The organism is Roseomonas sp. BN140053 (assembly GCF_047690175.1).
GTDB lineage: Bacteria > Pseudomonadota > Alphaproteobacteria > Acetobacterales > Acetobacteraceae > Roseomonas.
Window position 1 is genome coordinate 1 of sequence record NZ_JBLLEB010000062.1, and the last position, 14079, is coordinate 14079.

Below are 14079 nucleotides of genomic sequence, written 5' to 3' on the forward strand. Positions count from 1 at the left end.
CAACTCACGACGGCTGCATTCGGCTCTGGGCTATCTCAGCCCCGTGCAGTTCGAAGATCAACACGCCCAGCAGACGGTCAAAACAGCGGCCTGATCCTGTCCACTCACAGGGGCGCACTCCAGAGGGGTCAGAGTTTTCGCCGGGGAATGACCCGTGCCTGTTCACACCCTGGCCGGCTGGTCGTGGTTACCGGAGGAACACGATCCGCGGTGCATCACGATCAGGGCGATGTGAGCCGGCGGTCCGGAAACCGGGCGATAGAGCGCGCCCGTCGCAGGCGGCAGCGGAACGAATGTCGGATTGCTCTGGGCTCGGCAAACACTCGCGTGCAGAAGCAGGCTGAACGCAACGGCTGTCAAAGTGAGAAGACGGTGCCTGTCTACCTCCCTTGAGTGGTCCGGACTTCTCTTGAGACCGGTGTCCGCAGGCACAGCGCGGGAGGAGGTTACACGGACATGGAAGAGGTCGCGTCAACGACGATGGTGGAGGACTTCGATCTTCGCCACGCTACAGGCCTGAGACGGTCAGTGGTGCCGCCTCTCGCGCGGATATCCGAGGGTCAGTTCCGCCTCGTCTGCTGCCTCACTCGGCCGGAGCTGGCCAGGCGCCGTTGCGCTCCGTCTGCAATGCGGCCTCCGCGCCGAGATCTGCTTGCGTCACTTCTGCCTCCGTCCACGCTCAGATGGAGTAAGCGATGGGAAATCGCAGTTCCGCCGCAATCCAACCGACGGGTCCGACCGCATGTCCGGTCTCCCGAGGAATTTGGGTGCGGCAGTTGCATGCCGTTGGTGCCTCTGGTCAGTCCACACTGATACCGGCCTCGCGCACGAGCGTGGCCCAGCGCTGAACGTCACGGGCGAGCTTCGCCCCGAACTGCTCGGGAGATCCGCCCGCTGGGGCCATGCCCTGCGTGCGCAGCGCCGCCTGCGTCGCAGGAAGCAGGAGCCAAGCATTGAGTGCCAGATTCACGCGTTGCACGAAATCCCCAGGCAGTCCGGCGGGGCCCAGGAGCCCATACCACATGGTCGTGTCGCCCATGGAGATGCCGGCCTCCTGCAGGGTAGGAACCTCCGGTGCAATCGCCGAGCGCTGTGTCGCGCCGATCCCGAGGATCCGGATCTGCCCCTCGCGCGCCAGGGGAACGGCGACGTGGACGGGTACCATCATGGCCGTGATTCGCCTGCCGATGAGGTCCTGGAGGGCCTGCGACGTACCGCGGTAGGGAACGTGAGTGATCCGGATGCCGGTGCTGAGCGCGAACATCGCCATCGCGAGATGATGCGGTGTGCCGTTGCCCGGCGATGCATAGTCGAGTGTGCCCGGTTGGGCCCCGGCGAGGCTCACGAAGGCAGCCGCAGTCTCGGCCGGCACGTCGGGGTTCACCGCCAAAACGAGATCCGCCGTGGTGAGTTGGATGATAGGTGCGAAGCTGCGCACGGGGTCGTAGGGGAGATCACGATAGAGGCTCGTGTTCATGACGAGCGGGTCGCCATGCATCATCAGCGTACGCCCATCGGGTGCGGCACGTGCCACGGCATGGGATCCGATGTTGCCGCTGGCCCCAGCGCGGTTCTCGACGACCACCGCCTGGCCGAACAACTGCTGCAGGTACGGGGCGCAAAGGCGCGCCAGCGTGTCGTGACCGGTGCCGGGAGTGGAGGGCACAATGATCGTCACGGCACCGTCCGGCAGGCGCTGCGCGTGGGACGGGCGGGCCAGGGCCGTGGCCAGCACCGCGGCTGCGACGCTACTCGCCAATTGCCGTCGGCTCACCATAGGATATGCTCCTGCCGAAAGACCCCGTGCGGGTCGCAGCGACTGTGCTGGTGGACTTGTGGGCTTGACCGACCGAAGGAGGTGGTTTGGCCCCTGTCTCCGGGACGGGCGGCGCTGGGTACTACCCTCCCGAAGGCTGCGCGGCCAGGACTGGAGCGGCTCTGCACCATGTCGGCAAGCCTAGGCGGCCGAGACCACGGCGGGTGCCTCCTGGCCTGGCATCTTCGCATCCTCAAGAAGCAACCGGTCGAGAATGCGACGGTAACGGGCCGGGCCGGCGTCGATGGACAGCATCACCGGGCGAAGCGGGACGGGCGATGCGTCTAGCGCGCGCTGCTGCGCCTCGATCACTGGCCCGTCCTGCTCCTCGAAGGCGAAGCGCCTGATTGTCGAGAGTTGTTCCTGGATTGCCATGTTCCGCTCTTCCCCCGTGGTCAGGACGTTCCAGCGCACGGCGGCGAAGCGATAATGCGTGCTCCGGTCTGTTTCCGGGGTCAGCAGGTGAACACCGTAGAAGCCGGTTCCCGTTGCGGGATCAGCACCGTCTTCGCAAACGCCGGTGTAGATCAGCAAGCAGCTCGGCGGGTCCCAGCGCATGGAGTTCCACTTCGTGCCGCGCTCCATGCCGTTGGTCAGCATGGGCTTGAACATGCCGGGGACAGCAGAACCGGGCGAGGTGCGGCTGACGACGAGCCTGTGGCCGATCTGCTCCACCTTCATGTCGGCTGCGACGGTGTCGGCGTTGCCGAGGATGCCCTCGTGCACGTAGGAGGTGTGGCTCGTATCGAGCAGGTTGTCGGTGATGATCTCGTAGTTCGCGCTCATTCGCAGGTAGTCGCGCTTCGAAACATGCAGCGCCGGCGCGTTGTCGAAGCAGCTGTAATCCGGGATCGTCTCGGGCGTGGGTTGCGCCTGTCCCATCCAGATCCAGAGGAGGGAGTGCTTTTCGATGACCGGGTAGCTGCGGAGACGGGCGGCTGCCGGGATCGTGCCATTGCCGTGCGGGTTGTGCACGCAGGACCCATCCGGCCCGAACTCGAGCCCGTGATAGGGACACATGATGCGATCACCGCCGAGGATCTTGCCCATGCTGAGCGGCACGAAGCGGTGCGGGCAACGGTCGGTGAGCGCGGCGACGCCGCCATCGGCCTTGCGGTAGAAAACGATCGGCTCGTTCAGGATCGTCTGGGCTACCGGCACGCCCTCCCGCAACTCCGCCGACCACAGCGCCACGTACCAGGTGTTACGGATATAGGAGCCGGATGACCCCGTCATGGCGTTCGGGTCGCGCGACTGGCTACGGTCCGTGTTGCGTTGCATGGAACACTCCTGAAACTAGGACGTCTGATTGTGCTTGCGGGCCGTCTGGCATGTCGGCGTAGCGTTGCCTCAGTTCGACGTCTGGATACCGAGGGCAGGCAGCGCCTTGCCCCAGCGCGCCAACTCGGCGAGGTGGAAAGTCTGGAAATCCTCCCCGAAAAGGTCGCCGGGCCTAAGCCCGTAGGCGGCGAGCTTCTGGCGGATCTCGGGCTTCCGGATGACCTGGGTCATGACGGCGCCCAGTTGCCTGGAGGCTGCCGCGGGCGCGCCCGGGCGGACATAGGCGCCGTACCAGAGAGTGACGTCCATCTCGTGGCCGAGTTCGCGCATGGTCGGCACATCGGGCAGGAGGTCCGACCGGTCCGCGGTGGATACGGCGAGCGGACGGAGGCCGCCCTGCCGGATCTGTCCGAGAGCAGTTCCGAAATCCACGAACATGCAGCTCAAACGGCCCGCCATGAGCTCGGCCACCGCCTGGGAATAGCCGGAATAGGGGACGTGGATCAGTTCGAGCCCTGCGCCGTGAGCCAGGATAGCGCCGGCGATGTTGGCGCTCGAGCCGGCGCCCACAGAGCCGTAAGAGATGGTTCCGGGCTGCGCCTTCGCCGTCGCCAAAAGTCCCTGGACATCCTGCACGGGCGCTTCCGAACCCACCACGAGGACGAGCGGCATGGAAGCGATCAGCGCGAGGCCCTGGAAGTCCCGCGCGGGGTCGAAGGGCATGCGTGGGATGACATGGGGGTTGACCGCCATCGTTCCGACGGCGGCGATGAGCAGCGTGTAGCCGTCGGGCGGCGCGCCCATAACGGCGCTCGCGGAAACGAGCCCGCTGCCGCCCGGACGGTTCTCCACCACCACCGGTTGGCCCAGCAGCTTTTCCATCTCGGGCGAGATAAGGCGCGGGAGGATGTCGGACACACTGCCGGGCGTGCCTGACGTCACGAAGCGGAGCGGGCGGGAAGGGTATTCGCCTTGGGCACGGGCCGCGGGCGACACCATGAAGAAGGCGGCGCCGGCGGCGAGCGCTGACCGGCGCAGTAGGCGCTCCTGTGCCAGGACCGCTGCCATGGGCATTTTCTCCCTTCTCGTCGTCGTTGAGGTGGCCCAGCCGGCCGAGCCCCTCGACGCCCCCTTATTTTACGTTATGTTTAACGCACGCTGTATCCAGCGTATTCTCCTCACCTGGGTGCGGTATTGTCAACCGAAACGAGTGGGCCGTGCCGGCGGAGCCGGAGGATCGATCGCCATGCCTGTTGACGCTGACCAGCCCGGGATTCAGTCGCTGGAAATCGGGATGAAACTGTTCCGGCGGCTCCATGACGCCGGTCGGTCACTCCGGCTCGGTGAGCTGGCGGAGGCTGCGGCCATGCATCCGAGCAAGGCCCATCGTTACCTTGTGAGCCTCATCCGCACGGGGCTCGTCCAGCAGGATCGGCGTGGCCGCTACTCGCTGGGGCCCTATGCCTATCATCTCAGCCAGTCACAGGTCTGGCGCCCACAGGCTGCGGAGATCGCGATTGATGCCGTGAGCGCGCTGGCTCCGGTCATCGGCGAGACGGTGTTCCTCACGGGCTGGGGGACGGCGGGCCCACGGCTCCTGCATGTCGAGGAGCCCCCAAAGCCGTTCACGGTCCGTCCGACCTCGACGGAGGAGCTGCCGATCTGGAACTCCTCCGCCGGACGCCTTTTCGCGGCCTATTTGCCGCGCGAGCAGGTGACCCCCCTGCTGGAGCGTGAGATGGCGGCCCTCCGGACGGAACTCCGCCTCTCGGCATCCGAGTGCAGGAAGCGACGGCAAGCACTGGACGCGCTGCTCGAGGAGGTGCGGCAACGCCGGATGGCCCGCACCAATGGCGAGCGTATTCCCGGCATCAACTCCATCAGCGCTCCCGTGTTCGACAGCCAGGGCCGTCTTCTGTTTGCCATCACGGGCTGCGGCCTGGAGGCGAGTTTTCCGCCAACCTGGGACAGCGACATCGCGCACGCGATCCGCGACACGGCCGACGGTGTCAGCAAGGCCTTCGGAGCGGAGCATGGTCGGGACAAGCCGCAGGCTGCTGCCGCGGCGGCGCCACGGTGAAAGGTGCCCCGCACGCGAGGAGCATATCCTAGGCTGGAAATGCACAGCTCCAGGTGAGCAATCCGCTTCCAGTACTCGCATCAATTCAGCAGCTGTTCGCCAGGCACGGCACAGGTGACTAGTTTGGCCGCGCGTGGAAGCAGAAACGGAGATTGCCGGCATGACGCCGATCCCACAGAATTAGACGGAATAATGTTCCTGATCGAAAAGGGGAGGAGTGAGAATGGCCAGAACGCAGCGGGCCCCGCATCCTGCATTGCCGCGACGCCATTTGCTGGCGCTCCTGGCCATGGTGGCGGGTTTCGGCAGGGCCGCGTCCGCCCAGGAACCCTATCCGACCCGTGCGGTGCGCATCATCGTGCCCTTTCCCCCAGGCGGTCCGACGGACGTCATCGCCCGCATCCTGGCCGAGATGCTGTCCAGCACCTGGAAGCAGCCCGTCGTGGTCGAGAACCGCGGGGGTGGCGGCACGATCGTCGGAACCGTCGCCGTCGCGCAAGCGGCCCCGGACGGCTACACCTTCGGCATTGCCACGAACCCGTTCGTGTTTAACCCCGCCCTGCGGCACAACCTTCCCTACGACACGCTGCGAGACTTCACCGCCGTTGGCATGCTCATGACCACGCCGATCGTACTGGTCGCGCCGGTGTCGTTTCCGCCGTCGAACCTGGCCGAACTGCTGGATTACGCGAAGCGGTCGCCTGCCCCCCTGGCCTATGCGTCCCCTGGCCCTGGGGGCATCGGCCACATGGCGGGCGAGCTCCTGCAGCGTGAGGCGCAGCTGACGCTTGAGCACATCCCGTACAGCGGCAGTGCTCCCGCCCTGACCGACGTCATTGCCGGTCGGGTACCGCTGATGTTCGATCTCTGGAACTCCGTGCGCCCGCATGTCGAGTCCGGGCGGCTGAAGGTGCTGGGCGTGGCGGGTTCGTCGCGCATCGAGGAGGCGCCCCAGTACGCGACCATCGCGGAAACCTTCCCGGCCTTCGCTTCCACGGCCTTCCCTTTCAACGCGGTGATCATGCCGGCCGGGGTGCCGAAGCCGCTGCTGGACAAGATATCCGCCGATGTCAGGGCCATCGTGGTGTCCCCGCAATATGCAGACCGGCTGAAGCCCCTGGGCGCAGTGCCGGCAGCCTCCACGGCCGCAGAACTCGAAGCTTTCTTCCGGCGCGAGATCCCGAGGTGGCAGGCCTTCGCCCGGGAGGCCAACATCACGCTGGACTGAGGGAAAAAATTTCTGGCCCGCCAGGGTGTCCCGCGCGCCCGGTGATAAAGTCAGCGTGAGGCTCGGGCCAGGACCTCCGGGAGCTGGTCCGCGCCGGGGAGCGCGCGCCTCGCCGCCATCGCCGAGCCGCAGCTAGGTCCTTCGCGTTTGCCAGCCCGGCCTCGCCGTGGGCAAACTGGTAGCCATCGCGGCGGCCCTGCACGGGACCGACACGCGGCAGGGGAGGCACGGCGATGTGGGCAGGGGTGTCGAGGCGCGGCATCGTGCTGGGTGGCGCTGCACTCGGCGCGGCGCCGCTGGCGGGCCGGAACGCCGGCGCCCAGGCACCGGGCTTTCCCACCCGCCCCGTGCGCATCGTGGTGCCCTTCGCCCCCGGTGGACCCACGGACGTCATCATCCGCATCCTGGCCGACCTGCAGGCGCCGCGCTGGGAACAGCCGGTCGTCGTGGAGAACCGTGGCGGGGCGGGCACCATCGTGGGAACCAACGCCGTGGTCCAGGCCGCCCCGGACGGCTACACGCTTGGGGCGGCCACCAACGCCTTCGTCATCAACCCCGCCGTGGGGCGCCCGCTGCCCTACGACACTTTCAATGCCCTAACCGGCGTCAGCATGGTGACGCTGCAGCCCGTGGTCCTGGTGGCGAACCCGGCCTTTCCTGCCAGCAACGTGGCGGAGCTGGTGGCGGAGGTGAAGCGCCGGGGCGAGGCGCTGCCCTTCGCCTCACCGGGCACTGGGGGCATCGGGCATGTCTCCGGCCAGCTCCTGCAACGGGTGGCGGGGATCAGCATGGAGCACATCCCTTACAGCGGCAGTGCCCCGGCGTTGACCGACGTGATCGCCGGGCGGGTGCCCGTGATGTTCGATATCTGGCATTCTGCCCGGCCCAACGTGGAGGTGGGGCAGCTGAAGGTGCTGGCGGCCATGGGCGAAACGCGGCTGGCCGAGGCGCCACAATACCCGACGATCGGTGAAACCTTCCCGGGCCTGTCCACCACCTCGTTTCTCGGCCTTTTCGCGCCGGCCGGCGTGCCAAAACCCTTGTTGGAGCGCATTTCCGCGGATCTGCGCGCCACCATGGCGCTGCCGGCCTTCCGCGAGCGCGTGATGCGAGTGGGAGCCGAGCCCGCGCCTTGCACGCCCGCGGAGTTCGATGGATTCCTGCAGCGCGAGTTCGGCAAGTGGCGGGACTTGGCCCAGTCCGGGGGGCTGAGGGTCGAGTAACGGCAGCGGAACGCGGCACCCCGCGTTGGAAACGCAGAACCCCTGGAGGGAAATGGCGTGTCAGCAGAGGTCACTGGGGCGAGCCAGGGAAAGGCGGTCCGCGATGGCCGGGAACACGGCTGGGCGGGGACGCTTTTCGCCCCCGGCGCCATCGACTGCGACTTGCACCCGACCGTGCCCAGCATTGCGGCGCTGCTGCCCTATCTCGACGAGTTCTGGCGCGACACCGTGGAGGAGCGCGGCCTCGAATCCCTGGAATCCGCCAGCTACCCGCCCGGCGCCCCGATCACCGCCCGGCCAGACTGGCGCGGTCCGCGGGGAGCTGCTGCGGCCACGGTGGAGCAGCTGCGCGAACAGGTGCTGGACCGCTGGTCGCCGCGCTTCGGCATCCTTAATTGCCTCTACGGCGTGCAGTTGCTGTTCGACGAAAATCTCGCGGCCGCCTTTGCTCGCGCGCTGAACGACTGGGTGACGGCGGAATGGCTGGATCGCGACCCCCGGCTGCGCGCCTCGATCGTCGTGCCCGTGCAGAATACCGAGCTCGCTCTGGCGGAGATTGAGCGCCGCGCCGCCGACCCGCGCTTCGTGCAGGTGCTGGTGCTTGCCGCCGGGGAAACGCCGCTGGGCCGGCGCGACCACTGGCCGATCTATGCCGCTTGCGAGAAGCACGGCCTGCCTCTGGGCGTGCATGCCGGCAGCGGCTACCGCCATCCCGTGACCTCGCTGGGCTGGCCGAGCCACTACGTCGAGGATTATTCCAGCCAGTCCCAGGCCTTCCAGTCCCAGGTGGCCAGCCTGATCTGCGAAGGGGTGTTCAGCAAGTTCCCCACGTTGAGGGTGGTGCTGCTGGAATCCGGCGTCACTTGGCTGCCCGGCTTCCTATGGCGTTTCTCCAAGTTCTGGCGCGGGTTGCGCACGGAGGTGCCCTGGGTGGACCGTTCGCCGGGCGAGATCGTGCGTGACCATTTCCGCCTCACGATCCAGCCGCTGGACGCGCCCGACGACCCCGACACGGTGCGGCGCGTGGTGGACCACCTGGAATCGGACGAGATGCTGCTCTTCGCCTCTGACTACCCGCACTGGCAGTTCGACGGCGACGCGGTGCTGCCGCCGGGCCTGTCGCCGGAACTGCTGCGGCGGATCACCGTGGACAACCCGCTCGCCACCTATCCCCGTCTCGGAGGAGCCACGCCATGAACATCGAGGTCCCCGCCGCCGTCCGGGAACCCGCCGCCGCGCGGGCCAGCAGCCTGGGGCTGATCGACTGCGACATCCATCCCAAGGTGCGCTCCCTGGCTGACATCCGCCCCTGGCTGGCGGACCGCTGGTGGCAGCACCTGCAAACCTACGGGCAGCGTCCGCGGCATGGCTTCGCCAAGGGCTACCCCTTTCCCAAGTCGCAGCCGGCCGCGGCGCGGCGCGACTCCTGGCCGCCCAATGGCGGCCCGCCGGCCTCCGACATCGACTTCATGCGGGCGCAGCTGCTGGACCACTACGGGGTGGAGTGGGGCATCATGAACCCGCTCTCCCCCACCGGACAGGGCGACCAGAACGACGAGCTGAGTGCGGCCATGGCCTTCGCCATCAACGAATGGCAGGTCGAGTGCATGGTGCGGCCGGAACCGCGCCTGCGCGCTTCCGTGGTGGTGCCCTACGAAGACGGTGCAGCCTCGGCCGCCGAGATCCGCCGTCGCGCCGGCGACAGCCGCTTCGCCCAGGTGCTGATGATGAGCCGCACCGCCGAGCCCACGGGCAAGCGGCGCTACTGGCCGATCTTCGAGGCCGCCGCCGAGGCCGGGCTGCCACTGGGCATCCACGTCTTCGGCTACAGCGGCTGGGCCATGACCAGCGGCGGGTGGTCCTCCTACTACATCGAGGAGATGACGGAGCACGCGACCTCCTGCCAGGCGCTGGTCACCAGCCTGATCATGGAGGGCGTCTTCGAGCGCTTCCCGAAGCTGCGGGTGGTGCTGATCGAATCCGGCTTCGGCTGGCTGCCGGCGCTGGGCTGGCGACTGGACCGCAACTGGAAGCGCATGCGCGACGAAGTGCCGATGCTGAAGCGCGCACCCTCGGAATACCTGAAGGAGCATATCTGGGTCACCACCCAGCCGATGGAGGAGCCGGAGCGTCCGGAGCACCTCGCCGACGCGCTGGAATGGGTGGGCTGGGACCGGCTGATGTTCGCCAGCGACTACCCGCACTGGGACTTCGACGACCCGCGCCTGACGTTGCCGGCCTGGATCAGCCCGGAACGCCGGCGCGCCATCCTGTCGGGCAACGCGCGGACCCTCTACGGCCTGGGCTAAGATGGCACGTCACGTCGTCGCCGCCGCGCGGGACATCCCGCCCGGCGGCCGCAAGCTGGTGCAGGTCGGCCACCGAGCCATCGTGGTGTTCAACCTCGGCGGCGAGTTCTTCGCCCTGCTCAACCGCTGCCCGCACCGCGGTGGCAGCCTGAGCGAGGGCAAGCTGACGGGGCTGGTGGAGTCCTCCGCGCCCGGCGAGTACCGCTATTCCCGGCGCGGCGAGATCATCCGCTGCCCCTGGCATTCCTGGGAGTTCGACATCCGCACCGGCCAGTCCTGGTGCGACCCGCGCCGCGTGAAGGTGCGGACCTTTGCGGCTTCCGTGGAGCCAGGCGCGAAGCTGCCGGATGCAACTCTGGTCGCTGAGACCTTCGCCGTCAGAGTCGAGGATGATTACGTCGTACTCGACACTTGATCTCTGCCCCCCAGGTCGCACAAATGAGCTGCACAGGCCCGAAAACGCAGAAAGCCCCATGATCTCGGCTGAGGTCATGGGGCTCTTTGCTTGTGCGCCCTCCTACGAGGAGGGGCGTGGGTGTTCAGCTACTCGGGCAACAGAGCGAGGCTAGAGTATCCGTGTTGGTCAAGCGGGCTTTGGCGTCCAGCTTCGGTGTTCGCGCAGCAGCACGTTGGCGAGGATGAGAAGCTTCCGCATAACAGCTGTGATAGCGACCTTGGGGGGCTTTCCAGTGGCAATGAGGGCCTGATATTTGGCCTTCATGTCTGGGTTGAAGCGGATGGCTACCAGGGCTGGCATATAGAGGGCCTGGCGCAGGTGGGCGCGACCGGCCCGGATGAAGCGCTTGCCGCTGTGCTGTCCGGAATCGCGGGCGACGGGAGCAAGGCCGGCCAGGCTGGCCGCGCACTTGTTGTCCATCGTGCCGAGCTCCGGCATCTCGATGAGCATGGCCAGTGCGGTTACCTCGCCGATAGCCGGGATGCTGGCGAGGATGTCGAGGCGGGCCCTCAGTCCGGCATCTGCCTGGCACAGGGCATGCAGAGCGGCATCGATGGGAGCGATCTGGCGCTCAACCTGGCGCAGTCGCTGATCGGCCAGCCGCTTGAGCAGTGGCGCACGGTGAGTGTGGTTCCGGTTGGATGTGGCGATGCGGTCCTTGACCAGGCCGCGCCGGGCAACGAGCAGCTCCTTTATATTGCTGAGCGCCTGGCTCACCATCGGCCTGGCTTGCAGCGCATCCAGCGCGCCGAAACGGGCAAGCATGGCAGCATCGACGGTGTCGGTCTTGGCGCGCTGCCCGATCGCTTCTGCGAAGCGTCTGGCCTGCAGCGGATTGACCTTGACCATGGGTACGCCGGCATGGCCGAGCTGGCGTTCAAGTACCAAGTCCTGGTGATCAGAACGCCTGGGCCCAGCGGCGCTGTCCGAGGGATATGATGTGCCAGGGATGATCGACGAGCTTGTTCCAGGCAAAGCAGCAGTGGTCGACGATGTCGTCGTAGGATCGGAACACGCGGTTGGAGAGCCAGTTGTCTCGCATGAACTGCCAGACGTTCTCCACCGGGTTCAACTCGGGGCACTTCGGCGGCAGCGGGACGATGGTGATGTTGGATGGCACCTCCAGGCGATCGGAGAGGTGCCATCCTGCTCGGTCGAGCAGCAGCACGGCGTGCTTACCCGGCGCAACTGCGGTCGAGATCTCGGCGAGGTGCAGGGTCATGGCTTCGGTGTTGCAGCGGGGCAGGACCAGTCCTGCCGCCTTGCCCTCCTTCGGGCAGATCGCGCCGAAGAGGTAGGTCGACGCCGTCCGCTGGTCATGCGGTGCGACGGGCCGGGTGCCCCGCCGGGCCCAGCGCCGGGTTCGCTTGTTCTTCTGCCCCACACGCGCCTCGTCGGCGAACCAGACCTCTATCTCATCGCGGCCGAGGCCCTTCTCGCGCGCGATCTCTTCCAGGACGGCGGGGAACGCCTCCGAAAACCCTCGACCGCGCCCTCCGCCTGGGCGTGGTGCCGCGGCTGCGCCGAGAGCTTGCGGTAACCCAGCGCCCGCACCTCCCGGCTCAGCGTCTGCTTCGACACCGAGACCCGGAACTTCTCCCAGAGCCACTGCCCGAGGTCGATCAGCCGCCAGCGCACCACGCCGTGGATCGCCGGTACGGGGCCGCTCTCGAGAACGGCTGCCAGGGCCGTCCGGTGGGCTTTGCTCAGCAGGGATGGCGCACCAGGTGCCTCGCGGTCCACCAGCCCTTCCGGCCCCTTGGCGTTGAACCGTAGCACCCAGTCCCGCACCACCTGCAGGGTCACATCCCCGATCCGCGCTGCCTCGCTCCGTGAGCTGCCCTCGTAGATCGCGGCCAGCGCCAGAAGGCGGCGCGCCTGTGCCCCCTCCGTCGCTCGCCGGGCCAGGGCCCGTAGCGACCGCGCGTCGAAGTCAGGGCGCAGAGGAAGCGGCTGTCCCATGGCGAGGCTCCATTGCTCGCCAGATCAAATCAGATCCCGCCCCCGTCCACGAGTGCTCGTGAGTCCGCCTCAGCAGGACAGCGTATGAGTATGGTCAAGGTTCATGATGTCGAATGCGCCTGTCCCAGGCGCCGCCTCCGAAGGTACTGGAAGGCGCAGGGGCACACTGTCCCCCGTTAAGGGGACAGGCTCCCGTTGCACGTTGAGCAAGTCTTTTCAAACGGCGATCACAGAACGCGCTCTCTTCGCGCCGTGAGTGTAGCTCAACATAGTGGAGAGGGGAAAATGTCAGAGCATCTTGCGGCGGCGCAGAGCACCGCTGTGCCGGCCACTTCGGCTGAAGCCGCGCAGCGCGTCGCCGTTGCGTGTCTGATCGGAACCACCATCGAATGGTATGACTTCTTCATTTACGGCACCGCGGCGGCACTGATCTTCAACACGCAGTTCTTTCCGCAAGGCTCGTCCACGCTCGCTGCGATGGCCGCCTTCGGTACCTTCGCCGTCGGCTTTGTCGCGCGGCCGGTCGGTGCCGCCGTCATGGGACATTACGGCGACAAGATCGGCCGAAAAGCGATGCTGGTGCTGTCGCTGCTCACGATGGGAGTCGCCACCGTCCTCATCGGGATACTGCCGACCTATGCGCAGATCGGCGTGCTGGCCCCCGTGCTATTGGTCCTGCTACGTCTTCTGCAGGGCTTCGGTGTGGGAGGGGAGTGGGGCGGAGCCATCCTCATGGCCGTGGAGCACGCGCCCGCCAGCCGGCGCGGCTTCTACGGCGGCTTCCCGCAGATGGGTGTGGCTGCAGGCCTTATCCTCGCGAACCTTGCCTTCCTTCTGGTGACTCTCGTCCTGTCCGACGAGGCATTCGCCTCCTATGGATGGCGTATCCCCTTCATCATCAGCGCCGTTCTGGTGGTGCTCGGCTTGTATGTCCGCGCGACGGTCAGCGAGAGTCCTGTTTTCGCTGCGATGAAGAGCAAGGGGCATGAGCAACGCATGCCGATCATCGAGGTCTTCCGCCGCAGCCCTCGCCAAGTGTTGCTCGGCGGCATGGCCTGCCTGGCCCAGAACGGCATGGGCTACGTCGTGCTCGTGTTCATGCTGAGCTACGGTACGACCCGCCTCGGCTTACCGCGCTCCACGATGCTGGCCATCATCATCGCCGCAAATGTGCTGGAACTGGCGGCGACACTCTATTTCGCCAAGCTGTCGGACCGCCTTGGGCGCCGAACGGTTTTCCTGGGTGGAACGGGCTGCGGGGTCATCGTCGGCGCTCTGTTCTTCACGGTCGTGGATACCGGCAGTGCTGCAGCCGTGCTGGCCGCGGTCGTGGCCGCGCGGCTCTGCATCGCGGCGATGTATGGACCGCTCGCGGCCATGCTGTGCGAAATGTTCGACACCGACATCCGGTTCAGCGGCATTTCGATCAGCTACCAGCTCGGCTCCATCGTGGGTGGCGCGCTCGCCCCCTTTATCGCCTCGTTGCTGCTCGCGGGAACCGGCACTTCCCTTTCCGTGTCAGCCTATATGGCCGCCCTGTGCTTGATCAGCTTCTTTTCCGTGCTGGCCATCCGCGAGACCCGGGCAGTGTCGCTCTCCCGAAGCTAGAGCAGTTTCCGGTCATTCCGGCTCATATCCGCACGCGGTGAAGTAGTTGGCGCACTCGGCGGGCGTGAACTGCGGGAGCGCATCGGCGATGGCGGCCCAGAGGTCCGGGATGGTG

12 protein-coding genes and 1 pseudogene are annotated in these 14079 nt (G+C 66.9%); 7 read left to right on the forward strand and 6 right to left on the reverse strand.

All coding sequences use genetic code 11. The features are described 5' to 3' along the window. Positions 1-799: 799 nt before the first annotated feature. The 3 genes from ACLIBK_RS24635 to ACLIBK_RS24645 all read right to left on the reverse strand — a co-directional run bounded on the left by ACLIBK_RS24635 (position 800) and on the right by ACLIBK_RS24645 (position 4165). Positions 800-1777 carry a tripartite tricarboxylate transporter substrate-binding protein gene (locus ACLIBK_RS24635; RefSeq protein ID WP_415389950.1) on the reverse strand — a complete coding sequence of 326 codons (978 nt, stop codon included), beginning with the start codon at positions 1775-1777 and terminating at the stop codon, positions 800-802. A gap of 180 nt (positions 1778-1957) precedes the next feature. Continuing rightward, positions 1958-3097 (reverse strand): Rieske 2Fe-2S domain-containing protein, encoded by a 1140-nt coding sequence (locus tag ACLIBK_RS24640; RefSeq protein ID WP_415389951.1) that lies wholly within the window; start codon positions 3095-3097, stop codon positions 1958-1960. Positions 3098-3166: 69 nt separating this feature from the next. Next, positions 3167-4165 (reverse strand): Bug family tripartite tricarboxylate transporter substrate binding protein, encoded by a 999-nt coding sequence (locus ACLIBK_RS24645; protein WP_415389952.1) that lies wholly within the window; start codon positions 4163-4165, stop codon positions 3167-3169. Here ACLIBK_RS24645 and ACLIBK_RS24650 point away from each other — a divergent pair. The 6 genes from ACLIBK_RS24650 (at position 4164) to ACLIBK_RS24675 (ending at position 10352) form a co-directional block, all read left to right on the forward strand. Then, entirely contained in the window at positions 4164-5177 is a 1014-nt protein-coding gene (locus ACLIBK_RS24650) for an IclR family transcriptional regulator (protein ID WP_415389953.1), read from the forward strand. The genes ACLIBK_RS24645 and ACLIBK_RS24650 overlap by 2 nt on opposite strands. Before the next feature lie 223 nt (positions 5178-5400). Continuing rightward, positions 5401-6405 (forward strand): Bug family tripartite tricarboxylate transporter substrate binding protein, encoded by a 1005-nt coding sequence (locus ACLIBK_RS24655; protein ID WP_415389954.1) that lies wholly within the window; start codon positions 5401-5403, stop codon positions 6403-6405. 233 nt (positions 6406-6638) lie between these two features. Further along, positions 6639-7628 (forward strand): tripartite tricarboxylate transporter substrate binding protein, encoded by a 990-nt coding sequence (locus ACLIBK_RS24660; protein ID WP_415389955.1) that lies wholly within the window; start codon positions 6639-6641, stop codon positions 7626-7628. A 57-nt stretch (positions 7629-7685) separates the two neighbouring features. Continuing rightward, the gene (locus ACLIBK_RS24665) at positions 7686-8825 is read left to right on the forward strand and encodes an amidohydrolase family protein (protein ID WP_415389956.1); all 1140 of its coding nucleotides are present in this window, start codon (positions 7686-7688) and stop codon (positions 8823-8825) included. Beyond that, positions 8822-9937, forward strand: a complete 1116-nt coding sequence (locus ACLIBK_RS24670; protein ID WP_415389957.1) for an amidohydrolase family protein — start codon at positions 8822-8824, stop codon at positions 9935-9937. The genes ACLIBK_RS24665 and ACLIBK_RS24670 overlap by 4 nt, the downstream gene beginning before the upstream one ends. A 1-nt stretch (position 9938) precedes the next feature. After that, complete coding sequence (locus ACLIBK_RS24675; protein WP_415389958.1) at positions 9939-10352, forward strand: Rieske (2Fe-2S) protein; 414 nt, start codon at positions 9939-9941, stop codon at positions 10350-10352. 168 nt (positions 10353-10520) lie between these two features. On the opposite strand, the gene ACLIBK_RS24680 is transcribed toward ACLIBK_RS24675, so the two are convergent. Both ACLIBK_RS24680 and ACLIBK_RS24685 read right to left on the reverse strand, forming a co-directional pair. Beyond that, on the reverse strand, positions 10521-11369 hold the full coding sequence (locus ACLIBK_RS24680) for an IS110 family transposase (protein WP_415389959.1): 849 nt from the start codon (positions 11367-11369) through the stop codon (positions 10521-10523). Continuing rightward, positions 11293-12356, reverse strand: a protein-coding gene (locus tag ACLIBK_RS24685) for an IS630 family transposase (protein WP_415389960.1) whose coding sequence is annotated in 2 segments (ribosomal slippage) — positions 11293-11876 and positions 11876-12356 — 1065 coding nt in all. Because the reading frame shifts where the segments join, the coding sequence is not laid out codon by codon here. The genes ACLIBK_RS24680 and ACLIBK_RS24685 overlap by 77 nt, the downstream gene beginning before the upstream one ends. 285 nt (positions 12357-12641) lie before the next feature. Between ACLIBK_RS24685 and ACLIBK_RS24690 the strand changes: the two genes are divergently transcribed. Continuing rightward, positions 12642-13964 (forward strand): MFS transporter, encoded by a 1323-nt coding sequence (locus ACLIBK_RS24690; RefSeq protein ID WP_415389961.1) that lies wholly within the window; start codon positions 12642-12644, stop codon positions 13962-13964. 12 nt (positions 13965-13976) lie between these two features. Here the strand turns inward: ACLIBK_RS24690 and ACLIBK_RS24695 are convergent. Beyond that, positions 13977-14079: pseudogene (locus ACLIBK_RS24695) on the reverse strand (IS630 family transposase); the annotation flags it as partial.